Source organism: Kitasatospora sp. NPDC056181 (genome assembly GCF_042266225.1).
Lineage (GTDB): Bacteria > Actinomycetota > Actinomycetes > Streptomycetales > Streptomycetaceae > Kitasatospora.
Window position 1 is genome coordinate 1 of sequence record NZ_JBHJUK010000067.1, and the last position, 22,322, is coordinate 22,322.

At 74.9% G+C, this 22,322-nt stretch carries 25 protein-coding genes, 1 tRNA gene and 1 riboswitch; of the genes, 10 read left to right on the plus strand and 16 right to left on the minus strand.

Features of this window, described 5'->3' with window-relative positions; all coding sequences use genetic code 11:
* The first annotated feature begins 307 nt into the window (after nucleotides 1–307).
* From ACFC1F_RS24025 to ACFC1F_RS24040, 4 genes are all read left to right on the plus strand, one after another.
* Entirely contained in the window at nucleotides 308–670 is a 363-nt protein-coding gene (locus ACFC1F_RS24025) for a YciI family protein (protein ID WP_148643454.1), read from the plus strand.
* Nucleotides 667–1,914, plus strand: a complete 1,248-nt coding sequence (locus ACFC1F_RS24030) for an RNA polymerase sigma factor (protein ID WP_376161158.1) — start codon at nucleotides 667–669, stop codon at nucleotides 1,912–1,914. Before ACFC1F_RS24025 ends, ACFC1F_RS24030 begins: the two co-directional genes overlap by 4 nt.
* A complete protein-coding gene (locus tag ACFC1F_RS24035) occupies nucleotides 1,911–2,705 on the plus strand; it encodes an alpha/beta fold hydrolase (protein ID WP_376161160.1) in 795 nt (264 codons plus the stop codon). Before ACFC1F_RS24030 ends, ACFC1F_RS24035 begins: the two co-directional genes overlap by 4 nt.
* 210 nt (nucleotides 2,706–2,915) lie before the next feature.
* A complete protein-coding gene (locus ACFC1F_RS24040; protein WP_245205139.1) occupies nucleotides 2,916–3,374 on the plus strand; it encodes a carboxymuconolactone decarboxylase family protein in 459 nt (152 codons plus the stop codon).
* 173 nt (nucleotides 3,375–3,547) lie between these two features.
* Here ACFC1F_RS24040 and ACFC1F_RS24045 read toward each other — a convergent pair whose 3' ends face one another.
* The 3 genes from ACFC1F_RS24045 to ACFC1F_RS24055 form a co-directional block, all read right to left on the minus strand.
* Nucleotides 3,548–4,330, minus strand: coding sequence for an alpha/beta fold hydrolase (locus tag ACFC1F_RS24045; protein WP_376161162.1), 783 nt, complete (start codon nucleotides 4,328–4,330; stop codon nucleotides 3,548–3,550).
* Nucleotides 4,331–4,373: 43 nt separating this feature from the next.
* Nucleotides 4,374–5,120, minus strand: a complete 747-nt coding sequence (locus ACFC1F_RS24050) for an SDR family oxidoreductase (protein WP_376161164.1) — start codon at nucleotides 5,118–5,120, stop codon at nucleotides 4,374–4,376.
* Between the two features lie 116 nt (nucleotides 5,121–5,236).
* On the minus strand, nucleotides 5,237–6,136 hold the full coding sequence (locus tag ACFC1F_RS24055; protein WP_376161166.1) for an RNA polymerase sigma-70 factor: 900 nt from the start codon (nucleotides 6,134–6,136) through the stop codon (nucleotides 5,237–5,239).
* Nucleotides 6,137–6,353: 217 nt separating this feature from the next.
* Between ACFC1F_RS24055 and ACFC1F_RS24060 the strand changes: the two genes are divergently transcribed.
* On the plus strand, nucleotides 6,354–6,875 hold the full coding sequence (locus tag ACFC1F_RS24060; protein ID WP_376161168.1) for a hypothetical protein: 522 nt from the start codon (nucleotides 6,354–6,356) through the stop codon (nucleotides 6,873–6,875).
* Between the two features lie 72 nt (nucleotides 6,876–6,947).
* Here the strand turns inward: ACFC1F_RS24060 and ACFC1F_RS24065 are convergent, their stop codons facing one another.
* Nucleotides 6,948–7,733, minus strand: a complete 786-nt coding sequence (locus ACFC1F_RS24065; RefSeq protein WP_376161170.1) for an NRDE family protein — start codon at nucleotides 7,731–7,733, stop codon at nucleotides 6,948–6,950.
* 125 nt (nucleotides 7,734–7,858) lie between these two features.
* On the opposite strand from ACFC1F_RS24065, the gene ACFC1F_RS24070 reads away from it, so the two are divergent.
* The 3 genes from ACFC1F_RS24070 to ACFC1F_RS24080 all read left to right on the plus strand — a co-directional run bounded on the left by ACFC1F_RS24070 (nucleotide 7,859) and on the right by ACFC1F_RS24080 (nucleotide 9,604).
* The gene (locus tag ACFC1F_RS24070; protein ID WP_376161172.1) at nucleotides 7,859–8,209 is read left to right on the plus strand and encodes a hypothetical protein; all 351 of its coding nucleotides are present in this window, start codon (nucleotides 7,859–7,861) and stop codon (nucleotides 8,207–8,209) included.
* A gap of 89 nt (nucleotides 8,210–8,298) precedes the next feature.
* Nucleotides 8,299–8,775 (plus strand): carboxymuconolactone decarboxylase family protein, encoded by a 477-nt coding sequence (locus ACFC1F_RS24075; protein ID WP_376161174.1) that lies wholly within the window; start codon nucleotides 8,299–8,301, stop codon nucleotides 8,773–8,775.
* Nucleotides 8,776–8,785: 10 nt separating this feature from the next.
* Nucleotides 8,786–9,604 (plus strand): isocitrate lyase/phosphoenolpyruvate mutase family protein, encoded by an 819-nt coding sequence (locus tag ACFC1F_RS24080; protein WP_376161176.1) that lies wholly within the window; start codon nucleotides 8,786–8,788, stop codon nucleotides 9,602–9,604.
* 176 nt (nucleotides 9,605–9,780) lie between these two features.
* Here the strand turns inward: ACFC1F_RS24080 and ACFC1F_RS24085 are convergent, their stop codons facing one another.
* The 8 genes from ACFC1F_RS24085 to ACFC1F_RS24120 form a co-directional block, all read right to left on the minus strand.
* Complete coding sequence (locus ACFC1F_RS24085; RefSeq protein ID WP_209413508.1) at nucleotides 9,781–10,041, minus strand: hypothetical protein; 261 nt, start codon at nucleotides 10,039–10,041, stop codon at nucleotides 9,781–9,783.
* Between the two features lie 44 nt (nucleotides 10,042–10,085).
* The gene (locus ACFC1F_RS24090; protein ID WP_376161178.1) at nucleotides 10,086–11,192 is read right to left on the minus strand and encodes a cytochrome P450; all 1,107 of its coding nucleotides are present in this window, start codon (nucleotides 11,190–11,192) and stop codon (nucleotides 10,086–10,088) included.
* Entirely contained in the window at nucleotides 11,156–12,673 is a 1,518-nt protein-coding gene (locus tag ACFC1F_RS24095; RefSeq protein ID WP_376161180.1) for a cytochrome P450, read from the minus strand. Before ACFC1F_RS24095 ends, ACFC1F_RS24090 begins: the two co-directional genes overlap by 37 nt.
* Nucleotides 12,670–13,284 carry an ATP/GTP-binding protein gene (locus ACFC1F_RS24100; protein WP_209413506.1) on the minus strand — a complete coding sequence of 205 codons (615 nt, stop codon included), beginning with the start codon at nucleotides 13,282–13,284 and terminating at the stop codon, nucleotides 12,670–12,672. Before ACFC1F_RS24100 ends, ACFC1F_RS24095 begins: the two co-directional genes overlap by 4 nt.
* Nucleotides 13,262–13,609 (minus strand): DUF742 domain-containing protein, encoded by a 348-nt coding sequence (locus ACFC1F_RS24105; protein ID WP_148643442.1) that lies wholly within the window; start codon nucleotides 13,607–13,609, stop codon nucleotides 13,262–13,264. Before ACFC1F_RS24105 ends, ACFC1F_RS24100 begins: the two co-directional genes overlap by 23 nt.
* Nucleotides 13,606–14,019: a roadblock/LC7 domain-containing protein gene (locus ACFC1F_RS24110; protein WP_209413505.1), complete on the minus strand. Its 414-nt coding sequence runs from the start codon at nucleotides 14,017–14,019 to the stop codon at nucleotides 13,606–13,608. Before ACFC1F_RS24110 ends, ACFC1F_RS24105 begins: the two co-directional genes overlap by 4 nt.
* Nucleotides 14,003–15,346, minus strand: coding sequence for a sensor histidine kinase (locus ACFC1F_RS24115; RefSeq protein ID WP_376161212.1), 1,344 nt, complete (start codon nucleotides 15,344–15,346; stop codon nucleotides 14,003–14,005). Before ACFC1F_RS24115 ends, ACFC1F_RS24110 begins: the two co-directional genes overlap by 17 nt.
* A gap of 148 nt (nucleotides 15,347–15,494) precedes the next feature.
* The gene (locus ACFC1F_RS24120; protein ID WP_376161183.1) at nucleotides 15,495–17,840 is read right to left on the minus strand and encodes a SpoIIE family protein phosphatase; all 2,346 of its coding nucleotides are present in this window, start codon (nucleotides 17,838–17,840) and stop codon (nucleotides 15,495–15,497) included.
* Between the two features lie 183 nt (nucleotides 17,841–18,023).
* Between ACFC1F_RS24120 and ACFC1F_RS24125 the strand changes: the two genes are divergently transcribed.
* Nucleotides 18,024–18,100, plus strand: a tRNA-Ile gene (locus ACFC1F_RS24125).
* An 89-nt stretch (nucleotides 18,101–18,189) separates the two neighbouring features.
* Here the strand turns inward: ACFC1F_RS24125 and ACFC1F_RS24130 are convergent.
* The 3 genes from ACFC1F_RS24130 to ACFC1F_RS24140 all read right to left on the minus strand — a co-directional run bounded on the left by ACFC1F_RS24130 (nucleotide 18,190) and on the right by ACFC1F_RS24140 (nucleotide 20,031).
* Nucleotides 18,190–18,759, minus strand: coding sequence for a TetR/AcrR family transcriptional regulator (locus ACFC1F_RS24130; RefSeq protein WP_209413502.1), 570 nt, complete (start codon nucleotides 18,757–18,759; stop codon nucleotides 18,190–18,192).
* 44 nt (nucleotides 18,760–18,803) lie between these two features.
* Nucleotides 18,804–19,631: an alpha/beta fold hydrolase gene (locus tag ACFC1F_RS24135; RefSeq protein WP_376161185.1), complete on the minus strand. Its 828-nt coding sequence runs from the start codon at nucleotides 19,629–19,631 to the stop codon at nucleotides 18,804–18,806.
* A 109-nt stretch (nucleotides 19,632–19,740) separates the two neighbouring features.
* Complete coding sequence (locus ACFC1F_RS24140; RefSeq protein WP_148643436.1) at nucleotides 19,741–20,031, minus strand: YiaA/YiaB family inner membrane protein; 291 nt, start codon at nucleotides 20,029–20,031, stop codon at nucleotides 19,741–19,743.
* Between the two features lie 245 nt (nucleotides 20,032–20,276).
* Nucleotides 20,277–20,435: riboswitch (cyclic di-AMP (ydaO/yuaA leader) on the plus strand.
* A 12-nt stretch (nucleotides 20,436–20,447) separates the two neighbouring features.
* Here ACFC1F_RS24140 and ACFC1F_RS24145 point away from each other — a divergent pair.
* On the plus strand, nucleotides 20,448–21,308 hold the full coding sequence (locus ACFC1F_RS24145) for a M23 family metallopeptidase (RefSeq protein WP_277347260.1): 861 nt from the start codon (nucleotides 20,448–20,450) through the stop codon (nucleotides 21,306–21,308).
* Between the two features lie 116 nt (nucleotides 21,309–21,424).
* Here the strand turns inward: ACFC1F_RS24145 and ACFC1F_RS24150 are convergent, their stop codons facing one another.
* Nucleotides 21,425–22,297 (minus strand): hypothetical protein, encoded by an 873-nt coding sequence (locus ACFC1F_RS24150; protein ID WP_148643435.1) that lies wholly within the window; start codon nucleotides 22,295–22,297, stop codon nucleotides 21,425–21,427.
* Between the last annotated feature and the right edge of the window lie 25 nt (nucleotides 22,298–22,322).

The window sequence follows — 22,322 nt, forward strand, 5'->3', positions numbered from 1 at the left end:
GCGGCCCCCCCCCCCCCCCGCGGGGCCGCGGGCGCGCCGCCCCGGGGGGGGGGGGGGGGGGGGGGGCGCGGGGGGGGGGGGGGGGGGGGCGGGGGCCCCCCCCCCCCCCCGCCGCGGGCCGGGCCGCCTTGCGCCGGGCGGCGCTGGCGGCTTGCGCCGGGTCGGGCAGGGCCGGCTTGCGCCGGGTCGGCGGTGGCGCCGATCATCTTCGAAATCCTCCGTGGGGGATGTCGAGCACGCGGGGGCGGCTCCGACTGAAGGGTGACAGCGCGCCGACGGGGCGCGCGGGACGGGGAGGACACCCGGGATGAAGTACATCGCGATGATCTACGGCAACCAGGCGAAGTGGGACGCGTTCCCGGCCGAGGCCTGGCCCGAGGCGATCGCCAGGCAGGACGCGTTCAACCGGAAGTACCGCGAGAGCGGCGAGCTGATCGGCGCCTACGGCCTGGCCGACGCGGCCGCCGCCCAGCTGGTGCGCCGTCAGGACGGCCTCCCGGCGGTCACCGACGGCCCGTACCTGGAGACCAAGGAGTACCTCGCCAGCTTCTACCTGCTGGACTGCGAGAGCCTGGAGCGCGCCCAGCAGATCGCCGCCGACATGCCGTTCGCGGACGTCGAGCCGGTCGAACTCTGGCCGATCCTGCACGACGCCGCGGCGGACGTGTGACCGGTCTGCCCCACGACGCCGAGGACCTGCTGCGCGAACTGGCGCCGCAGGTCCTCGGCGCGCTCGTCCGCCGGTACGGCGTCTTCGACGCCTGCGAGGACGCCGTGCAGGAGGCGCTGCTCGCCGCCGCCCTCCAGTGGCCCGGGACCGGCGTGCCGGAGAACCCGCGCGGCTGGCTGCTCACCGTGGCCTCCCGCCGCCTGGTCGACCAGGTGCGCAGCGAGACCGCCCGCCGCCGCCGCGAGGACGCCCTCGCCCTCGCCACCCCGCGGTCCGCGCTGCTCGCCCACGCCGCCGACGCCCGGCCGGACACGGACCGGGACGACTCGCTCGCGCTGCTCTTCCTCTGCTGCCACCCGGCGCTCTCGGCCCCCAGCCGGATCGCGCTGACCCTGCGCGCGGTCGGCGGCCTGACGACCGCGCAGATCGCCGCCGCCTTCCTGGTCCCCGAGGCGACGATGGCCCAGCGGATCAGCCGGGCCAAGCAGACCCTCAAGGGCCTGCCGCCGGCCGCCCCCGGGGGCCCGGAGCGCGCCGGGCGCCTGGCCGAGGTCCGGCAGGTGCTCTACCTGGTCTTCAACGAGGGCTACACGGCGAGCGACGGGGACGGCCTCACCGCGCCCGGGCTCTCCACCGAGGCGATCCGCCTCACCCGGCTGCTCCTGCGCCTGGAACCCGGGGACGCCGAGACGGCCGGCCTGCTCGCCCTGATGCTGCTCACCGAGGCCCGCCGTCCGGCCCGCACCGGTCCCGGCGGCGAGCTGGTGCCGCTGGCGGAGCAGGACCGCGGGCAGTGGGACGGCCGGCTCGTCGCCGAGGGTGTGGAGCTGATCAGCCGCACCCTGCCGCGCGGGCAGGCCGGCCCGTACCAGCTCCAGGCGGCCATCGCGGCGGTGCACGACGAGGCCGTTTCGGCGGAGGCCACCGACTGGCCGCAGATCCTGGCCCTCTACGAGCTGCTGGAGCGGTTCGGGCCGAACCCGGTGGTGACCCTGAACCGCGCGGTCGCGGTGGGCATGGTGCACGGACCGGCGGCCGGGCTGGAGCTGCTGGCGACGCTGGACGGCGACAGGGCGATGGCCCGGAGCCACCGGCCGGCCGCCACCCGGGCCCACCTCCTGGAGCTGCTCGGCGACGGACCCGGTGCGGTGGAGGCCTACCGGGAGGCGGCCCGCCGCACGACCAGCGCGCCCGAGCGGCGCCATCTGACGGAACGCGCAAGGCGGTTGGAGGCCACGGCATGAGGTCCGTCGTTCGTGAGGTCGTCCGGGACGGGGTGCGGCTCGTCTGCCGCGACTCGGGTGGTCCGGGCCCGGCGGTGCTGCTGCTGCACGGCCTGGCCGGCCACGCGGGGGAGTGGGACGCCGTCGCCGAGGTCCTGGGCGCCCGGTACCGGGTGGTCGCCGTCGACCAGCGCGGCCACGGCGCCAGCGAGCGGCACCCGCAGGACGTCTCCCGGGCCGCGTACGTCGCGGACGTGGTCGCCGTGATCGACGGACTCGGCCTGGACCGCCCGGTCCTGGTCGGCCAGTCCTACGGCGGCCATGCGGCGATGCTCACCGCCGCCGCGCACCCCGCGCTGGTGAGCCGTCTGATCCTGGTCGAGGCGGGCCCCGCCGGCTCGGACCCGGAGACGCTCGCCGGGATCGCCGGCTGGTTCGACACCTGGCCGGCGCCGTTCCCGTCGTGGGAGGCCGCGGTGGAGTTCCTCGGCGGCGGCCCGGTCGGCGAGGGCTGGGCGGCCGGCCTGGAGGAACGGGACGGCGGCTGGTGGTCGCGCTTCGACAAGGAGGTGATGGTCGCCTCCCTGGCGGAGAACGTCCACCGCTCCTGGTGGGAGGAGTGGGCGCGGATCAGTTGTCCGACCCTGGCCGTGCTGGGGCAGTCCGGCATCATCGACGCCGAGCAGATCGGCCGGATGCTCGCCACCGGCGCGGAGGCCGTCGCGGTCAGCGTCCCCGGCACCGGTCACGACCTCCACCTCGAACGGCCCGCGGAGCTGGCCCGGTTGATCGGCGCGTTCCCCAGCCGCTGAGCCGGCCGCTGAGCCGGCCGGAAGGAGCTTGCCGGAAGGAGCTTGGCGGCGCCTGTCACATCGGGCCTCCGGGATCCGTCGGACCTGTGAAGGCACCGAAGGACCGAGAGGAACATCACGATGGAAGCCCAGCCCACCGTCCCCGCCACCGCCACGGCGACCACCACCGCCACCGCCGCCCCCGCCACGGCGACCACCCCCGGCTCGCGGATGTCCAACCCCGCGAAGCTCGTCCCCGAGCTGGGGGCCGTGGCCGGCGCCCTGTTCAAGGCCACCGGCAACGGTTCGGTGCCGAGGACCACGATCGACCTGGTCCAGCTGCGCGCCGGCCAGATCGTCGGCAACACCTATCTGACGGTCATGCACACCCAGAGCCTCCGCGCGGCCGGCGAGTCCGAGCAGCGGATCACGGCGGTGGCGTCCTGGCAGGACGCCCCGTGCTTCACCGAGGCCGAGGCGGTCGCGCTGGCCCTGGTGGAGGCGGTGCTCCAGCCGTCCCCGCACGGTGAGCGGGTCTCCGACGAGCTGTACGCCCGGGCGGCCGCGCACTACGACGAGACGGCCCTCGCGACGCTGGCGATCGCCATCGGCCAGGTCAACTTCTTCATCCCGCTGGCCCTGATCGGCAAGCCCCTCCCGGGCGTCAAGCCGTCCGAGCAGTGGACCTGACCGGACCTGACCCGGGCTCACCACGACCCCGGCCCCGCCGGGCCCCCGACCCCGGCAGCAGCACCGCGACCGTCACGGTGCCGGTGGACCGGATCAACGCAGCGGCGGTGCCCCCGGCTTGGTGGCACCGCCGCTGGGCCGGCCCGGCCGGCTTCCCCGCGCAGGAGACGATCTCACCGCGCCTGGGCGTACAGCTCCTCGACGAGCCGGGCGACGGCCTCGGGCTCGCGCAGGGTCGGGTAGTGGTCGGACTTCGCCAGCCGGACGAGCCGGCAGCCGGGGATCCGGGCCGCCATCTGCTCGTTGCAGGCCACGACCTGCGGACGGTCCTGCTCGCCCAGCGCCAGCACGGTGGGCACGGCGATCTCCCCGAGCCGGTCGAAGGCCGGCGCGTCGGGCTGCTGGTGGCCGACGTTGCTGAACCAGGCCGGCAGCACGGCCCGCAGGTGCGCGGCGGCGACCGGATCGGCCTCGGGCGAGCCCCCGCCGACCCTCCCCCAGAGGCCCAGTCCGTGCCGGACGATGCCCTCCAGGTCGCCGGCCTCGGCCAGCCGCGCCACCTCCTGGTTCAGGTCCGACTCGTCGAAGTCGTACCCGGTGACCCCGGGGACGAACAGCGCGAGCCCGGCCACCCGCTCCGGGGCGTCCAGCGTCAGGCTGACCGAGGCGGCCCCGCCCATGCTGGAGCCGACCAGCACGGCACGGGCCAGCCCGAAGTGGTCGAGCACCGCGGCGAGGTCCGCGGACGGGGAGTAGGCGGCCGTGGGTGCGGGCGACCGCCCGTAGCCGCGGGCGTCGTAGCGGACCACCCGGTACCGCGTGGCGAGCGCCGCCAGCACCGGGTCCCAGATGGTCGAGTCACCGACGCCCGGGTGGACCAGGACCAGTGGCAGCCCGTCCCCTCCCGAGTCCTCTGCCCAGAGTTCACCGTTGCCGACGGACACCATGGTTTCCATACCGACCAGTCTGGGCGCCCGGGCGGCCGTCGCAACGGAGGCGTCAGCCTTCGGCCGGAAATCGCCCCGAAAGGAACTGCTCGAAGGTGCCCTCGCCCACCGCCCGTTCCGGCGTCAGGTGCCCGCCGGCCCGCATTGCGCGGTAGGACCGGCCGGCCAGCCGCACGTTGAGCAGCGGGCGTCGCCGTCCGGTCGCGCGCAGGTAGGCCCGGGCCAGCTCCGGGAACGGCCGGACCGCGGGGCCGCCCATGTCCGGCACCCTCCCGGCCGGCTCCCCGGCCGCGAGCCCGGCCAGCCGGGCGGCGACCTCCGCCACCTCGATCGGCTGGTCGGCGACCCCCGAGGGCAGCAGCATCACCGGCAGTTTCGCCGAGGCCTGCAGGAGCTCCAGGATCAGATCGTGGAACTGCGTCGTGCGCAGCAGGGTCCAGCCGAGCCCGGACTCCTCGACCAGCTTCTCGACGGCCAGCTTGGCCCGGTAGTAGGCCAGCGGCACCCGGTCGACGCCGACGATCGAGATGTAGACCAGATGCCGTACGCCGGCCCGGCGGGCCGCCCCGATCAGGTGGCGGGCCGCCTGTTCGTCGCCGCCGCGCGGGGAGGTGGCGCAGTGCACGATCGTCTCGACGCCCGCCACGGCCTCGGCCAGCCCGGTGCCCTCGCGCAGGTCCACGGCGTACGGCTGGGAGTGCCGGCTCAGCACCCGCACCTCGTGCCCGTCCGCGCGCAGCCGTTCGGTGACGAGCCGGCCGAGAGTGCCGGTGCCGCCGGTCACCAGGATCGTGGTCATCGCGGTTGCCGTCCCTTCGGTGGTGCGCGCTCCCCGGTGGAGCGCGCGTCAACCGCTGAGAACCGACGAGCCCCCGGATTTGTGACAAGGGCCCCGGGGCGGCTCCCGGCGGCGGTTCACGTCCGGGGCGCCGGGGCGGCGAGCTGACGGCCTGCGTAGGCGAGTTTCTCCGGGTTCAGAACGACCCGGACCTCGGCTATGACGCCGTCCCGCGGGTCGAAGGACGCGACGGAGACCAGCTGCCCGTCCGCGTGCATCACCAGCGCCGCCGCACCGTTGACCTCGGCGATCGTGAACTCCCAGCCACCGCCGAACCGTTCGCTGGTGCCCAGCAGGAAGCGCAGCACCTTTTCGCGGCCGATGACGGGGCGCCGGGCCGAGGTGATCCTCCCGCCGCCGTCGCTCCACCAGACGATGTCGTGGGCGAGCAGCCGCTCCAGACCGGCGAGGTCGCCCTCGCGGGCCGCCGTGACGAAGGAGGCGACGAGCCTGCGCCGCTCCTCGGCCGCGGGGGTGAACCGGGCCTCGGGCGTCGCCACCCGCTGGACGGCCCGGCGGTACAGCTGGCGGCAGTTGGCCTCGCCCAGGTCGAGCACCCCGGCGATGTCCCGGTGGCTGTAGCCGAACGCCTCGCGCAGCACGTAGACCGCCCGCTCGGTCGGCGTGAGTCGCTCCAGCAGTACCAGCAGCGCCGTCGACACGGCGTCCCGCTGCTCGGCGGACTCCAGGGGGCCGAGGGTGCCGTCCTCGGTGAGCACCGGTTCCGGCAGCCACGGCCCCGGGTACTGCTCGCGCTGCACCCGGGCCGAGGTGAGCCGGTTGACGCAGAGGTTGGTGACGACCTTGGCGAGCCAGGCCCCCGGGTGCCCGATCTCCGCACGCCGGGCGCCGCTCCAGCGCAGGTACGCGTCCTGCACCGCGTCCTCCGCCTCCTCGGCGGAGCCGAGCAGCCGGTAGGCCAGGCCGAACAGCCTGGGGCGGTGGGCGGTGAACTCCTCGGCGGTTCCTGATGTCACGCCCCAAGCCTGCCAGTCGGCCGGCCGCGCCGGCCGCCGGACCCTGCCGGTGACCGGCGCGCGGGCCGGGGCCGTTCCCGCAGACGCCACCCGACAGTAAAGGAGAGTGCAGGTTGATTAGATGGCAGTAAGTGCTAGACGCCGGAACTGTCGGTGTGTCAGAATCGCTCCTGCCGCCGGACAGCCGGTCGGGCGGGCGGATCAGGGGGAGGAGCCCGTGTCCCAGGAGAACCAGCCGCAGTTCGTGATGGTGCCGGTGCCGGCCGAGCACGTCACCAAGGTCTACGCCTTCCTTGCGGAGCTGGCCGCCGGCGAGGTCGCCACCACCGCCACTCCCGCCGTCTCCCCGGCTCTGCCGGACGGTTCCGGAGAGCCGGCCCCGGTGGACGACGGCAAGCTGCCGGTCGTCGAGTGGACCGTCGAGGACTTCCGCCGGCTGATGATCGAGCCGCTGGGCTCGGTGCAGGCGGTCGCCCGGGTCCTCGACGTCCTGGCCGACCAGCCCGACACGAAGGTCAGCTACACGACCCTGGCCACCCGGCTGGGCATGGAGAAGAAGAACCTCCAGGGCAACCTGGCCGCCTTCACCCGTGCCGTGCACCGGCACTACGGGCGCCGGAACTGGCCGATGACCTGGGTGGAGTCGCTCACCGACGAGCCGGGCCTGAAGGTCGAGTTCTTCTACACGATGAGCGCGGGCACCGCCGGCCGCTGGCTCAAGGCCCGCGCGCAGGACTGAGGCGCGACCGGGGGAGTCGGCGCCGTCCGCTGGTTGTTCCGTCTGCTGGTTGGCACCGCTTACTCCCCCCTTCTAGACGATCCGGCGCCAGCCGTCGTCGGCCGGGCCGCCCACCGGCGCCGGTCCGAAGTCGTACCGGACCGCCGCCGGGCCGAAGGCGAGCAGCGAGATCGAGGACGAGCCCCAGATCCGCCCGTCCCCGAAATCGCGCCGCTGGATCAGCGCCGCCGGGTCGTCCAGGGCGAGGCCGTCGCCGGAGACGATCGGCAGCCACGCGCCCCAGGCCTGCTCCGTCGTCCCCGCGTCCGGCAGCGGCCGCGGCCGCTCGGCGGCCCCGAAGCGGGCACGGAAGCGGGCGGCCCGGGCGGCCATCAGGGAGCGGACCAGCTCCGAGGTCGTGCGGTCCGCCGCCGCCCCCTCCAGCCCGTCGTTGAGCACGACGCTGAGGCCGGAGGGGAGTTCGCGCTCCTCCAGCCGGCTGCCGCCCCAGCTCAGCACCCGTGCGCCGTCGGACCGGGCCACGACCAGGTGGAACGGGTCGTAGCGGGTCAGGTCGAGGTGCCCGATCCCGTCGTCCCGGACGGCGGTCAGCGGCAGCTCGCCGCGGGAGAGCCGGCCCCGCGCCGGGGCCATGGCGCCGAAGCCGTTCAGCAGGCAGGCCGCGACGGGACCGGCGCCCGGCTCGACCGCCAGCCAGGTGCCGCCCGCCGCGAGGTCCAGCCCGCCGACGACCGTGGGGCGCCCGGGCCAGTGGTGGTCCGGCGGCGACCAGCGCCGCCCGGCGTACTCGTCCCGGACGGACAGCAGCAGCACGGGCACCGCCGACGACGGTTCGATGCTGACGAACGCCGTACACACGCGCAGGGCCCCCTGACCTCGCCGAACGGGCGGCCGCGCACCACCCTGCCGCCGATCCTCGCACGGCCGTTCGGATTCCGGGAGGGCCCTGGCCCCGCTCCCCTTCCACCGCCATACTGGCCGCCGTGGACTTCACCTCCGGCGGCACCGTCGGCCCGCGGTTCGACCAGGCCGGGTACGACCTGGGCCTCGGCAACAACGTCTACGGGTTCCTTCCGTCGGCAGCGGGCGCCCCGGACGTGGCGCGGGCCTTCCGCGGGGCCGGCTGGCGGGTGCGCAGGTCCGGCTGGACCGAGTACGAGGTCGAGCACACCTACGCCCAGCTGGAGTTGCGCCCCGACACGCCCCTGCGGTTCGGGGGCGCGGTGGTGCCCGGACGGATCGGCGACCTGCTGTCCGCGTTCTCCGCGCTCGGACTGGCCCACGTCGTCGAGCTGTACGACGAGGACGGCGGCGAGACGGTGTACCGCTCCTGAGCCCCCGGGGGCCGGGCCCGAAGTGGCCCAGGATCCTCGGGCCCGAATGTGCCGGAGCCGGAGTCCACCACCGGCCTAGGGTTGCCGGTATGACCACGACGCACGACCACGCCACCGTTCCCGCCCCCGAGCAGCGGATCTCCCTCCCCGACCTCGCCCCCGACTTCTACCAGGCCATGATCGCGCTGGAGCGCGGGGCCCGGAAGGGCGTCGACCCGGTGCTCGCGGAGCTGGTCAAGGTGCACGCCTCGATGATCAACGGCTGCTCCTTCTGCATCGACATGCACTCCGCCGACGCGCTGAAGAACGGCGAGCAGAACCACCGCCTGCTCTCCCTCCCGGCCTGGCGGGAGACGTCGTGGTTCACCGCGCGGGAGCGCGCGGCGCTCGCGCTGACCGAGTCGGTCACCCTGCTCACCCAGGGGCACGTGCCGGACGCCGTCTACGACGAGGCCGCCGAGCACTTCGAGCAGGCCGAACTGGCGCAGCTGATCGCGCTGATCATCACCATCAACGCCTGGAACCGGATCGGCGTGACCTCCCGCCTCAGCCCGGCCGCGAAGTAGGGTCGCCGACATGACGGACACTCGGCTCCAGCAGCAGAAGGCCCGCGCCCTGCGCGAACTCCACCGTCCCGGCGAGCCGTTGGTGCTCGCCAACGTCTGGGACGCGGCCGGTGCGCGGCTGGTCGCCGCGGCCGGCGCACCGGCCGTCGCGACGGCCAGCGCCAGCGTCTCCTGGACGCTCGGGAGCGCGGACGGGGACGCCGCCGACCGTGACGAGGTGCTCGCCCAGACCGCGCTGGTGGTCCGCGCGGTCGGCCTGCCGGTCACGGCGGACCTGGAGAGCGGCTTCGGTGCCACCGCGGCCGAGGTCGGCCGGACGGTGGAGGCCCTGCTCGCCACCGGCGCGGTCGGAGTGAACCTGGAGGACGCGGCCCGGCCCGCCGCCGAGGCGGCCGAGCGGATCGCGGCAGCCCGGGCGGCGGCGGACGCGGCCGGCATCGGGCTCTTCGTCAACGGCCGCACCGACGTCTTCCTCCACGGGATCGGCGACCCCGCCGGCCGCCTGGACGAGGCGGTCGAGCGCCTGCGCGCGTACGTCGAGGCGGGCGCGGACGGCGTGTTCGTCCCCGGTGTGGCCGACCCGGAGACGATCGCGGCCCTGGTGAAGGCCGTCCCCGCGCCCCTGAACGTCCTGGCCGGCCCGGGCTCGCCGTCCGTGCCGGAACTGGCCGGGCTGGGTGTGGCCCGGGTCAGCCTGGGGCCGGGCCTGGCCAAGGTGGCGTACGCGGCGGTGCGCCGGGCCGCCGAGGAGGTCTACCGCGCGGGCACCTACACGGCCCTCGACGGCGGCCTCACCTACCAGGAGCTGAACGCCCTCGCCGAGGGCTGATCGGGCCGCCGTGGCCGGTCGGACCACAGCCGGGCCGGCCCACGGCCGGGCAGGGCGGGGGCCGGGCGCGTGACGGCGCCGGACGGACGGGGTCCGGGCACGCACGGGGGCGCGCCCGGACCCCGTCCGTCCGGTGGGCGAGGGCCCGGCCCGTCGGCCCGGGGCGGACCCGCTCGTCAGTTCAGGACCTGCCCGCTGATCCCCGGGTGGGTCATCTGGTCGGTGCCGACGGCCTCCACCTGCTGCGCGAGCTTGCCGGCCAGCGGCAGCTTGGCGGCCTCGTGCAGGGCGAGGTCGGTGGGGGAGAGGTTGAGACCGCTGGAGAGCCCGTCGAGGGCGTCCGGCTGCGAGGCGACCGAGGTGGCGGCGGACGCGGCGGGGGCGGCCATGGCGAGGCCCGCCATGGTGAGGGCGGCCAGGGTGGCGAGTTTCTTCATGGAACGCCAAACGACCCGGCCGCCCTCAGGTCACCGCGAACCCCTCAGACCGTCACCCGCAGCGTCCGCACGCTGTTGCTGACGAACGAACCGATCGGCTCCGGCCGGGCGTCCTCCGCGAGGGCCAGCCCGGGGTACCGCTCGAACAGGTGCCGCAGCGCCGTCTCCGCCTCCATCCGGGCGAGCCCGGATCCGAGGCAGAAGTGCGGGCCGTGGCCCAGCGAGAGGTGCCGGTTCGGCCGGCGCGTGACGTCGAAGCGGTCGGCGTCCTCGTAGTGCCCGGAGTCCCGGCCGGCGGCGGCGTACGAGGCGAGCAGTGCCTCGCCGCGCCGGATGACGACGTCCCCGACGGTGATGTCCTCGGTCGCGTACCGCAGCGGGAACTGCCCGACCGGCGAGTCGTACCGGAGCGTCTCCTCGACCACCTCGGACCACGACGCCGAGCCGTCCAGCACCAGCCGCAGCTGGTCGGGGTGGGCGAGCAGGGCCCGGACGGCGTTGGTGATGAGGTTGAGCGTGGTCTCGTGGCCGGCCACCAGCATCAGCAGCAGGGTGCCCACCAGTTCCGGCTCGCTGAGCCGGTCGTCGGCCTCGCGGGCGGCGATCAGGTCGGTGGTGAGGTCGTCGCCGGGCTCGGCGCGCTTGGCGGCGACGACGGACGCCAGGAGCGCCTGGAGGCCCTGCTGGGCGGCGATCGCGGCCTCGGGGGTCGCGGAGCTGGAGACCAGGGTGTCGGAGAGCTCGTGCAGTTCGTCCTGCTGCTTCGGCGGCAGGCCGAGCAGTTCACCGATGACCTGCATCGGCAGCGGGTAGGCGAAGTGCTCGCGCAGGTCGAACTCGCCGTCCAGCCCGGCGACGGCGTCCAGCAGGGCGACGGTCCGGGCCTCGATCGCGGGCTGGAGCTCGGCGATCCGGCGCGGGGTGAAGGCCTGGCTGACCAGGCCGCGCAGCCGCCGGTGGTCGGCGCCGTCGGCGGTGACCATGCCGGGCACGGTGACGAAGTTCAGCAGCGGCCAGCCCTTGGGCAGGCGGCCCTCGGTGAAGGTGGTCCACAGCTGCGGGTTCTTGCCGACGCGCGGGTCGGCGAGCAGCTCCTGCAGGGTGTCGTGGTGGGTTATCGCCCAGACCACCACCCCGCCAGGGAGTTCCACCAGGACCGCGGGCCCGGCTGCCCGGAGCCGCGCGTTCTCGCCGTGCTGGTCGCGTCCGAAGGGGTCGAGTCCGACGGGTTCGGGGCGGCCGGGTCCGGGCCGGTGGCCGTCTCGGTCGTGCTCGGGTGCGGCGGTGTCCATGCGGGCCTCTCGGGAGCGGGCGGGCGGGGCGGGGTGAAGGCGCTGTAGAGCACCGGCAGGCCGACCAGGGCGCGCGACCAGGGCGACGGGCGCCAGGCCAACTCACCCGGCGGTACCGCCAGCTGGAGGTCGGGCAGGCGGTGCAGCAGGGTCTCGACGGCGGTCTCGACGATGATCCTTGCCGGGTGCTGGGCCGGGCAGACGTGCCGGCCGGCGCCCCAGGCCAGGTGGGCCCGGTTGCCGCCGAGGGAGCCGTGCGCGGCGGAGGCGGCGCCCTGGGCGGCCGGGTCGGCGTTGGCCGCGGCCAGGCCGAGGACGAGCATGTCACCGGCGCTGATGTACTGGCCGCCGAGGACGGTGTCGCCGGTGGCCCACCGGCCGGGGAAGTTCTGGGTCGGCGGGTCGCGCCAGAGCACCTCCTCCAGCGCGTCGGCGACGGTGAGCCGGCCGCCGGTCAGGGTGGTCCGGAAGCGGCGGTCGGTGAGCAGCAGCCGCAGGGTGTTGCCGGTCCAGTTGATGCTGGTCTCGTTGCCCGCGACCAGCATCACCACCAGGTGGTGCACCGCCTCCTCGTCGGTCAGCGCGGCCGGGTGGGCCAGCAGCCAGGAGGTGAGGTCGGCGGCGGGCGTGACGCGCCGCTGCCGGACCAGGTCGACCAGGATGGCCTGGAACTCCGTGTTGGCCCGGACCGACTTCTCGCTGCTGTCGACGAAGTGGCTGATCAGCTCGATGAGCCGGGGCCCGGCCTCGGCGGGCAGGCCGACCAGCTGGGTGAAGACCAGCAGCGGCAGCCGGCGCGCGTACTGGGCGACCAGGTCGGCGGTGCCGTCCGGCCCCCAGCTGTCGATCAGGGCGTGGGCGGCGGCCTCGGTGGTCTCGCGCAGCTGGCGGTGGTCGATCTCGGCCAGCGTGTCGGAGACGGCGGCGCGCAGCCGCTGGTGCTCGGCGCCGTCCAGGTTGAGCAGGGTGGGGCGCCAGGCGGTCATCGGCAGCAACCGGGAGTCGGCGGCGAGCCGGCCCTCGGCGGGGACCCGCCAGCCGCGCGAGTCCTTGGAGAACAGGGCCTCGTTGCGGGTGAGTTCGAGCAGCTCGGGGTAGCCGAGCACCAGCCAGGCCTCCACCCCGGGCTCCAGCTCGATCGGCGCGACCGGGCCGTACTGGTCGCGCAGCCGGGCGTAGAGGCCGTGCGGGTCGTCGGCGACGGCGGGGCCGTACAGCGCCGGCAGCGGCCCCCCGGCCGGGAACCCGCCCCCGCCCGGTGCGCCCCCGCCGGCGTGCGCCGGGCAGCCGGGCGGCGGGGTGAGCGGGGGAACGGTCGTGCCGGGCTCGGGATTCGTCATCGGTGGAGCTCCAGGACGGCGGTGGCGTGCAGGTGCCCGACGAAGTCGATCAGCAGGTCGTACGCGGCCCGCCGGTCCCGCGCGTCGCAGTAGAGGATCGGCACGTCGGGCAGCAGGTCGAGGGCGGAGCGCAGCTCCTCCTCGGGGTAGGTCGGCGTGTCCGGGAAGGTGTTGACGGCCACGGCGAACGGGATCTGCTGTTCCTCCAGCCGCCCGAGCACGTCGAAGCTCTCGTCCGGGCGGCGCAGGTCCACCATGGCGATGGCGCCGAGCGCACCGCGCGACAGGTCGTCCCAGAGCGGCCAGAACCGTTGCTGCCCGGGGGTGCCGAACAGGTACAGCGCGAGCCGCGGGTTGAGCGTGATCCGGCCGAAGTCCAGCGCGACGGTGGTCGTGCTCTTGTCTCCGCGCCCGGTGAGGTCGTCGATGCCGCTGCTGGCGGCCGTCATGACCTCCTCGGTGCGCAGCGGGGTGATCTCGCTGAGCGAGCCGACCAGCGTGGTCTTGCCGACCCCGAACGGGCCGGTGACCAGGATCTTGACCGCGCCCTGCACGGAGGACGGCAGGTACTGGGGCTCGGCCGGGGCTTCAGCGGAGTTGGCGGAGGCCAACGAGCACCTCTTCCAGGAGGGTTGCGGGCAGGCGTTCGGCCTGCGGGACGGGCGGGAGCACCTGCACGGTGCCGAGGTCCCAGAGGTCGCCGACCAGCACCTTGACGATGCCGAGCGGCAGCCTCAGGTGGGCCGCCACCTCGGCGATCGACAGCAGGCTGCGGCAGAGGTCCAGGATGCGGTGGTGCTCGCGGCTGAGCAGCGCGTCCTCGGGCAGTTCGGGCCGGTCGGGTAAGGCGCTGACCAGGCTCTCGACGGCGAGCGCGGCCCGGGTGGGCCGGCTGCGTCCGCCGGTGATCACATAGGGCCGGACCGGCCCGGTCACCGCTGTCCCCCCGCCGCGTGGTCGACGCGCGGCGGGCTGGTGAGGTGGGTGCCGATCCGCTCGACGAGGACCTGCATCTGGTAGGCGACCAGGCCGGCGTCGACGGCCTCGCCGGTCACCACGGCCAGGTGGGCGCCGGCCCCGGCGGCGACGATGAAGAGGTAGCCGCCGCCGTACTCGATGATGATCTGCCGGGTGGCGCTGCCGTGGCCGCCGAAGCCCTGGGCGACGCCGCGGGCCAGCGACTGGAGGCCGGAGCAGGCGGCGGCGAGCCGCTCCGCGTCCTCGCGCAGGATGCCCTCGCTGCGGCCGATCTCCAGTCCGTCGTTGGAGACGACGACGGCGTGCCGGACCTCGGGGACGGAGACGATGTCGGCGAGCAGCCAGCCGAGGTCAGGGGTGGTGGTCATGGAACTCTCCGAAGCGCTGGGGAAGCTGGGGGGAAGCGGGATGGGAAGGATCGGGGTGGGCGTGGGCCCGGACGGCCGAGCGGCCGCTGGCCGTCCCGGCCTGGAACATCGCCATGAACGCCTGGGCGTCCTGCGCCGAGCGGTAGGGCGGGGCGGGTGCCGGCGGGGGAGAGGCCGGCGCGCCGTGGCGGGCGGCGCGGTCGCGCCGGTGGCTCCGGCGGGGCAGCGGTGGTGGGACGGCGGGGCCGGCCGAGGGGGACCGGTCGGCCGGCCGGGTGTCCACCAGTGGGTGCCCGGGGCTCAGGGGGTGTCCGGGCACCGGGGGCCGGGTGGGTTCCTGGGACGCGGTCGTGGGTGCGGCCGGGTGCAGGGGTGGTGCGGGGTGGTGCGGTCCGGGGGCGAACGCCGGGTCGTCCGGGCCGAGGCCCGGGACGGTCGGCGGGAGGGGCTCGGTGAGCAGGGCGTTCGGCAGCAGCACCACGACCCGCACACCGCCGTACGGTGAGGGCGCGGAGCTGAGGGTGACCCGGAAGCCGTACTGCTCGGAGAGCCGGCCGACCGCCGCGAGGCCCAGCTGCGGCACCTCGCCGAGGCGGGAGACCTCCAGGGCGGAGCCGCCGGCCAGGGCGGAGGCCGCCTTGGCGACCGCCTGCTCGGGCATGCCGACACCGCCGTCGTCGATCTCGATGACGGCGCCGTTGTGCACCGGCATGAGGGTGACGAACACCTGGGTGCTGGGCGGGGAGTAGCGGGTGGCGTTGTCCAGCAGCTCGGCGACGGCGTGGATGAGGGCCTCGGCGGCGGCGCCGACCACGGCGGTCTCGATCCGGCTGCGGACCACCACCCGCTGGAAGGGCAGGATGCGCGACTGGGCGCCGCGCACCACGTCCTCCAGCGAGACCGGTTCCGGCCAGTGCCGCCCGGCCCGGGCGCCGCAGAGGACGGCCAGGGTCTGGGCGAGGCGGGCCTGTTGGGCCGCGGCGTGGTCGGCCTTGAGCAGGCCCTCCAGCAGGGTCGGGTCGTCGTGGGTGCGTTCCATCTCGTCCAGCAGGGCCTGCTGGTCGTGCGCCATGACGAGGATGCGGCGGGCCACGCTGAGGAAGGCGCGCTGGGTGGAGGCGTTGAGTTCCTGTTCCTGCTGGACGGCGGCCAGTTCGCTGCCGCGCCGGGCCAGTTCGGTGGTCAGCTGTTCCCGGAGGCGGGTGAGTTCGCGCTGCTGGCGGTCGTGACGTCGGCGGTGGGTGACGGAGACGGCGCGGTAGCGGGCGGCGGCCACGAGGGCGAGGGCGGCGAGAACGCCGGTTGCCGTTGCGCACCACTGAGTCATCGTCACGCGGCGAATTCTAGGGTGATGATCCTACGATGGTGTGACCGGATCTCGCCAAGTGACCGGATCTCCTCAATATCCCGTCAATACGGCGTCAATCCGGCCTGCTTCGCCCCCGATCGGCCTGCGGCACCGGCCGCCGCACCGTTTATTGCCCTGCTGACATCCGGTGCAACAGCAGCAGTGCCACGTCGTCCGGCCGCGACCGGCGCTCGGTGACGTTGAGGGTGAGCAGGTCGGCCAGCCGCTCCAGGGCGGGCGCCGGGCCGATCCGGCCCGGCCCGGTCTGCCGGGCCCAGAGCTCCAGCCCGCCGAGCATCCGCTGCACCGACTCGTCGTAGTCCTCCTCGCGGTCCTCGACCAGGCCGTCGGTGTAGACGAGCAGCGTCTCCCCGGGTGCCAGGTGACCGACCGACAGGTGGTAGGCCGCCTCCGGGTCGACGCCCAGCGGGGGGCCGCCCGGCAGGTCCAGCTCCACGGCCTTCGCGTCGTCGGTGATCCGGACCGGCGACGGGTGCCCGGCGCGGGCCGCCCGCAGGGTGCCGTCGGCCGGGTCGAGGGTGAGGTAGAGGCAGGTGGCGAAGAGGTCGGTGTCCAGCCCGGAGAGCAGCCGGCTGGTCCTGGCCAGCGTCGCGGCCGGGTCGTGCCCGTCGGTGGCGTACGCCCGCAGGACGCTGCGCAGCTGCCCCATCACGGCGGTGGCCTCGGCGTTGTGCCCCTGGACGTCGCCGATCACCAGGCCGATCCTGCCCTCCGGCAGCCGCAGCAGGTCGTACCAGTCGCCGCCGATCTGCATGCCCTCGGTGCTGGGCAGGTAGCGGGCGGCGCTGGCGATCCCGGGCAGCCGGGGCAGGGTGCGCGGCAGCATGGCGCGCTGGAGCTCGGTGGCCCGGTGGTGGTGCGTGTCGTAGAGGCGGGCGCGCTCCAGGGACTGCGCCAGGACGCCGGCGAACGCGGAGTAGAGGGTGCGGTCCTCGCGGCCGAAGGCCCGCTCGGTGGCGAAGGTGATCAGGCAGGAGCCGACCTGCCGCCCGGAGGCGACCAGCGGCAGCACCGTCCAGGCGGGCGGGGTGAGCGGCCCGCCGCCGTCCGGGGCCCGTCCCGTGCGGCCCGGTTCGCTGAACAGCGGGGTGGAGCGGGCCAGCGCGTGCTGCATGACCCCCTCGGAGAGGTCGGCCAGCCTGGTCAGCTCGGTGCGGCGCGGCCCGCCGTAGACGGTGTGCGACACGGGCAGCAGCCGGCCCTCGTCCACCAGGTCGAGCACGATGCTGGCGGCGCCGAAGGCCGGGCGGGCGATGTCGGTCACCGTGGTGGTGACGTCCCTGACGGTGACCGCGCGGGACAGTGCCCGGGTGAGCGCCAGCAGCAGCGCCGAGCGGGCCCCGGCCGCCGGGGCGCCGCCCGGCCCGCCGGCGGGCGGGCGTTCCCCGGGTGCGCGGACGCGGTCCCGGTCGGCGACCAGCCCGGCGATCCGGACCGGCCGCCGGTGCACGTCGAGCATCACCTCGCCGGTCTCCTCGATCCGGACCACGCCGCCGCCCCGGCGCAGCACCCGGTAGGTGATCCGGTACGGGCCGCCGGTGGCGAGCGCCTCGGCCAGGGCGGCCTGGAAGTCCGGCAGGTCCTCGGGGTGGACGATCCGGTCCAGGTCGGGTGCGGCCGCCGGGCCGCCGTCGGCCGGCGGCGGCTGGCCCGCCACCCGGTAGGCCTGGGCGTCCCAGTAGGACTCGCCGGTGACCAGGTCGCGTTCGAAGGCGCCGTGCCCGGCGGAGCGGACGGCGAGCGAGAGCATTGGGTGGGCCAGCCCGGCGGCCCGGCCGGCGTCGTCCGCGTCCGGTCCGTTCCCGTCGGGTCCGTTCCCGTCGAGGCCCGGGGGCGTTCCGGCGCCGGTCGCGGGCGCACCGCCCGGGCGGCCGCCCCTGGGTGTGCCGGTCTCGGCGTTCGCGTGGTGGAGCAGGTGGGAGAGCCGGTGGGCGCAGGCGTCGCCGAGCGTCTCCAGGACGTCGAGGTCGCGCCGGGGGACGGTGCCCCGGTGGGCGAGGGCCAGGGCCAGCACGCCGATCGGCCGCTCGTCGACGATCATCGGCAGGGCGATGATGGCGACCATGCCGGTGCCCATGCCGGCGTTGCGGTTGGGGTAGTCGACGCTGGTGCGCTCGGGGCTGAGCAGGTAGGGCCGGCGCAGCCTGAGCGCCATCGCGGCGGGCAGGTCGCCGGCCGGGTCGACCACGCCGTACCGCTCGTGGGCCCATTCGGGCAGGCCGTGGGAGGCGGCGAGCCGGAGCATTCCGGCGGAGTCCAGCAGGTAGAGCGCGGACCCCTCGCCGGTGATCCAGCCGGGGCCCTCGGCGAGGATCGTGCCGAGGAGTTCGGCGGCGCTGGTGCAGCCGAGCAATAAGCGGACGCAGCGCATGGCGCTGCGCGCGGTGGGGCTGCTGCGCGGCGTCCGGCTCTCGTCCTCGGAGGGGGGAAGCCACGGCGAGGACAGGTCCATGGGATGCCCGGCCTTTCCGTTGCCCTGTCGGGGTGGTGCCTTATCGGACACCCAATTCTTAATACCTTATTTCTTAAGCCGGTGAATGGTCGCCCAGGGTGCCACGGAGGCCCCCGGACCGGAACGCCGTGGCACCCGGTGCGACCGACGGGCCGCCGGTCGAGTAGGATCGGCGAGCGGCAAGGGCCTATAGCTCAGACGGTTAGAGCGCTTCCCTGATAAGGAAGAGGCCACAGGTTCAAGTCCTGTTAGGCCCACCACCGCGAAGGGCCCGGAGCGATCACGCTCCGGGCCCTTCGGCGTCCCTGCGGCCGGCCCCCGCGACCGGCCCCGGTGGGCGCGTCCCGCCTCAGGCCCCGGGCCAGTCGCGCAGGCCGTGGGTGAGGACGGTGATCAGCCGGTCCTGGGTGTCGCCGAGGTCCTCGGCGAGCTGGAAGGCGCCGCCGATGGAGAGCGAGGCGAAGCCGTGGGCCACCGAGCGGACGGCGCGGGCGGCGTGGATCGCCTCCGACCCGGCGAGCCCGTACTCGCGCAGCACCGCGATGATCACGCCGACCAGCCGCGTCGCCGCCCGGGTGAGGTCGTCGTCCGGCTGCGGGGCCTGCGGGAGCGAGTTGTAGCGGTGCGGGTACTCGGTGGCGTAGGCGTGGTAGGCGCGCAGGACGGCGGCGACGGCGTCGTCCCCGCCCCGGCCGACGGCCGCCTCGGCGAGCCGGTCGGCCAGCTCCTCGGTGACCCGGACGGCGACCAGCCGGCGCAGTTCCGCGAGGCCGCCGCTGACGTGCTTGTAGAGCGAGGGAGTGGCCACCCCGGCCCGCGCGGCGACCGCGGCCAGGGTGAGGGCCTCGGGGCCCTGCTCGTCGATGAGGGCGAGGGCGTGGCCGACGACCTGCTCGGGGGTGAGTCCTACTCGGGGCATGGGGGCGGTTCTCCGTGGGTCCGGTTCCGGTGGGGCGGGAGGGCTCAGGCCAGCTCGGCGAGGAACCCGAGCAGCGCGTCGGCGGTCGCCTGCGGGTGGTCGGCCATCGGGTAGTGGCCGGCGCCCTCGATCATCACCTTGCGGCCGTTCAGCGCGGCGGCCTGCCGGTCGGCGACCACCTCCGGCTTGGGGAAGTCGGGGTCCTTGCTGCCCATGACGACCAGCGCCGGGCACCGCACGGCCGCGGTCCAGCCGACGGGCGCCGAGTCCCCGCGGACCTGGCCGCGGGTGGCGGTCTTGCGGCCGGGCGTGCGCATCGCGGCGACCAGCCCGTCCACGTACGCGTCGAAGTCGGCCGGCTTGGCGGTCGGGTAGGCCATCCTGCGGTGGTAGAGGCCCCAGAAGGCCGGGGAGTGCACCAGCAGCTTGCCCATGACGCCGAACATCGCGCGCTGCAGGGCGTTCGGCGGCAGGTTCTCGACGAAGGCGTCCAGCAGGACGATCCCGGCGACCCGCTCGGGTGCGTCGCCGGCGGCCTTGACCACGGTCGCGCCGGTGTACGAGTTGCCGGCGAGGACGGCGCGCCCGATGCCGAGGTGGTCGAGCAGGGCGAGGACGTCGGCGGCGATCGCGGCCGGCGAGTAGTCGTCCCAGACGATCGAGGAGTCGCCGAAGCCGCGCAGGTCCATGGTGATCACGCGGCGGCCGGCGGCGACGAGCAGCGGGCGCAGGTGCCGGTAGGCGGCCCGGCTGTCGAGCATCCCCGGGAGCAGGACGACGGGGGCGCCGTCGCCCTGCTCGGTGTCGTCGTAGGCGATCCGGCCGCCGGTGACGTCGAGGTACTGCGTGGTGGGGGCGGTGGTGCGGGACATGGGGGCCTCCTCGGTCCGCCGGGGCGTCGGCGGTGGTGCCGACACCCATAAAGCTAAGGCTAATAGCCTTAGCCGTCAAGCTATCGACCGGATCCGAGGATGGCCCGGATCAGACCCCCTCCACCTTGAACGGGTCGTGCTCGGCCAGCAGCTTCTCCAGCCGGGCCTGGTCCACCCGGGTGACGATCTCGCTGTTCTCCTGCTTGTCGCGGACCACCTTGGCCAGGGTGAACGAGGAGGTGACGGTGTAGAGCAGGCCGACCCCGAGGAAGGCCCGGGTCCAGCCGCCCACCGGGAGGTAGGCGATCCCGGTCGCGAGGGCGCCGGCGGAGAGGGCGAAGGAGAGCACGGCCTGGACGTAGTACGCGGCCGTGGTGCGTGACTGCATCGGTGCGTTCATGGCGTCAGGATGGCCGCGCCGGGCCGGGTCGCACATGAGTAGGGGTACTCAAGTAGGGGTTCGTTCGTTGACGTCCAATAACGTTCGGTAGTGTCAGTTGTTGTCAATCGCCCCAAAATGCCCATCGGGTCACGTAGTGTCCGGGCTGTGTCCGGCTGCTCCTGACGGATGGCTTGGAATCAGGGGCTCCTAGGATTAACGTTTGATAACGCAGCGCGGTCCCCAACGCCGTACCCAGACGGCACCGTGCGCCGTCGCCTAATCCCGCCGGCCGGCCTTCGGGCAGGCCAGGGAGCCGGGGAACCACGTTCCTTGGGGTGAATCGGCCGGGCCCAGGCCCAGCCGTAGGAGACCTTCCTGCTCCGAACCCGTCAGCTAACCCGGTAGGCGCGAAGGAAGGAAAGGAGCGCGCCTCCGTGGCGTCGACGCACTCTCCGGCAAACCTGCCCGGCTCCTCCGCCGGCACCCAACTGCTCGACCACCCGTGGCCGCCCGCCCACCCGGGCGAGTACGGCGGGCCCTCCGACGAGGCGGCCCCGCAGGCCGCCGAGGCCAACCGGCACCGGATGCCGCGTCAGACCCGCGGGACGGCTCCGCTGCTCGGCGTCACCGCCGTCGCCGCCACCCTGGGCGCCACCGGCTTCGCCTCCGCGACCCCGGCCGCCGCCCCCGCCGTCGAGGCCCCCGACGAGACCCCGGTCGCCCTCGCCGCCGACCCCGGCCTCGCCCTCGCCGCCCGGATCCAGCAGCAGGCCGACAGCCAGCGCACCGCCGCCGAGGAGGGCGCCCGGCTCCAGGCCGCCAAGGAGGCCGAGGCCAAGCGCGCCGCCCAGCAGCAGGAGGCCAAGCGGGCCGCCGAGGAGGCCGAGAAGGCCAAGCTCGCCGCCATCAACCTGCCGGTGCGCGACTACAACCTCTCCGCCCACTACGGCCAGAGCGCCTCCTACTGGGCCCACCTGCACACCGGCCTGGACTTCGCCGCCGACACCGGCACCCCGGTCTACGCCGTCGGCCAGGGCACCATCACCTCGGCCGGCTGGGCCGGCTCCTACGGCTACCGGATCGTCGAGACGCTGCCCGACGGCACCGAGATCTGGTACTGCCACCTCTCCTCGATCATCAAGGGCTCCGGCAAGGTCGTCCCCGGCCAGCAGCTCGGCAAGGTCGGCGCCACCGGCAACGTCACCGGCCCCCACCTGCACCTGGAGGTCCGCCCGGGCGGCGGCGCCCCGGTCGACCCGGAGAGCTGGTTCGAGCAGCGCGGCATCACCCCCTGACGAGCACCGGAGTGCCCCGGCCGTCACGACGACGGCCGGGGCACCCGTGCGTCCCGCCCAGGGGCACGCCCCGGGGGCGCGGACCGGACCAGGCCCGCGCCCCCGTGCCCCCGCGCTCACTCCCCCGGCAGCTGCGCGAGGTACGCGTCGATCTCCTCCTGGCCGGGCTCCGGCGCGAGGTCCGGGAACTCCGCCACCAGCAGCCGCGGAAGCCCCGGCACCGTCCACTCGCCGAACAGGTCCAGCGCCGCCTCGACCGCCGCCTCCTCGAACGCCCCGAAGTCCCCCGCCAACTCGTCCGGCATCGGGCGGCCCAGCGCCGTCAGCTCCGCCAGGTTGCGGTAGCTGCGCCGCATCAGGCCCTGCTCCAGCAGCCGCCGGGCGCCGTCCGTGGCCATCCCGACCGAGAGCACCCGGGCCGCGCCCCAGCCCTCCTCGTCCGCCTCGTCCAGCCAGCCGGCCGCCGCCAGCGCCTCGAAGGCGGCCCGCCGGTCCTCCTCGGCCAGCTCCCGGAACGCCGTCAGCCACTCCCGCACCGCCGCCTTGTCGGCGAGGTCGACGTCGTGCGCGCACAGCAGCACCGCGTAGAGCCGGGGCCAGGTCACCAGGTCGGCCCGGCGCAGCAGTCCGGCGGCCACCTCGCCCTGCCACTCGGCCTCCGCGTGCAGCCGCTCCTGCCGCTTGGCGTTGAGCCGCTTCGCCGCGCGCTGGTGGTCGACCAACAGCCGCACCGCCTCGCCGTACGCCAGCGGGTCCTGCTCGGGCGCGGGCTGGACGTACAGGTGGAGCCGCTCGTACAGCAGTTGCTCCACGGCGTTCGAGGTCAGCTCCGGCCAGCCGTCGTGCATCCTGCTCTCGCCCAGCTCCAGCAGCGCCAGCACCGCTCGCACCGCGGATTCGGCCACCGGCGCGCGGCCCTCGGCCTCCGCCCAGGCGAGCAGGTCGGCGGCCTTGGTGCGCGGGGCGAGCCGCAGGTCATCTTCTTCCATGTGACGTACGGTAATCGGAAAGCGC

Coding starts and splice junctions, on each gene's coding strand:
- ACFC1F_RS24025 (WP_148643454.1), top strand. CDS start 308: ATGAAGTACATCGCGATGATCTACGGCAACCAGGCGAAGTGGGACGCG.
- ACFC1F_RS24035 (WP_376161160.1), top strand. CDS start 1,911: ATGAGGTCCGTCGTTCGTGAGGTCGTCCGGGACGGGGTGCGGCTCGTC.
- ACFC1F_RS24040 (WP_245205139.1), top strand. CDS start 2,916: ATGTCCAACCCCGCGAAGCTCGTCCCCGAGCTGGGGGCCGTGGCCGGC.
- ACFC1F_RS24045 (WP_376161162.1), bottom strand. CDS start 4,330: ATGGAAACCATGGTGTCCGTCGGCAACGGTGAACTCTGGGCAGAGGAC.
- ACFC1F_RS24050 (WP_376161164.1), bottom strand. CDS start 5,120: ATGACCACGATCCTGGTGACCGGCGGCACCGGCACTCTCGGCCGGCTC.
- ACFC1F_RS24075 (WP_376161174.1), top strand. CDS start 8,299: ATGACCACGACGCACGACCACGCCACCGTTCCCGCCCCCGAGCAGCGG.
- ACFC1F_RS24080 (WP_376161176.1), top strand. CDS start 8,786: ATGACGGACACTCGGCTCCAGCAGCAGAAGGCCCGCGCCCTGCGCGAA.
- ACFC1F_RS24085 (WP_209413508.1), bottom strand. CDS start 10,041: ATGAAGAAACTCGCCACCCTGGCCGCCCTCACCATGGCGGGCCTCGCC.
- ACFC1F_RS24095 (WP_376161180.1), bottom strand. CDS start 12,673: ATGACGAATCCCGAGCCCGGCACGACCGTTCCCCCGCTCACCCCGCCG.
- ACFC1F_RS24110 (WP_209413505.1), bottom strand. CDS start 14,019: ATGACCACCACCCCTGACCTCGGCTGGCTGCTCGCCGACATCGTCTCC.
- ACFC1F_RS24115 (WP_376161212.1), bottom strand. CDS start 15,346: ATGACTCAGTGGTGCGCAACGGCAACCGGCGTTCTCGCCGCCCTCGCC.
- ACFC1F_RS24120 (WP_376161183.1), bottom strand. CDS start 17,840: ATGGACCTGTCCTCGCCGTGGCTTCCCCCCTCCGAGGACGAGAGCCGG.
- ACFC1F_RS24130 (WP_209413502.1), bottom strand. CDS start 18,759: ATGCCCCGAGTAGGACTCACCCCCGAGCAGGTCGTCGGCCACGCCCTC.
- ACFC1F_RS24135 (WP_376161185.1), bottom strand. CDS start 19,631: ATGTCCCGCACCACCGCCCCCACCACGCAGTACCTCGACGTCACCGGC.
- ACFC1F_RS24140 (WP_148643436.1), bottom strand. CDS start 20,031: ATGAACGCACCGATGCAGTCACGCACCACGGCCGCGTACTACGTCCAG.
- ACFC1F_RS24150 (WP_148643435.1), bottom strand. CDS start 22,297: ATGGAAGAAGATGACCTGCGGCTCGCCCCGCGCACCAAGGCCGCCGAC.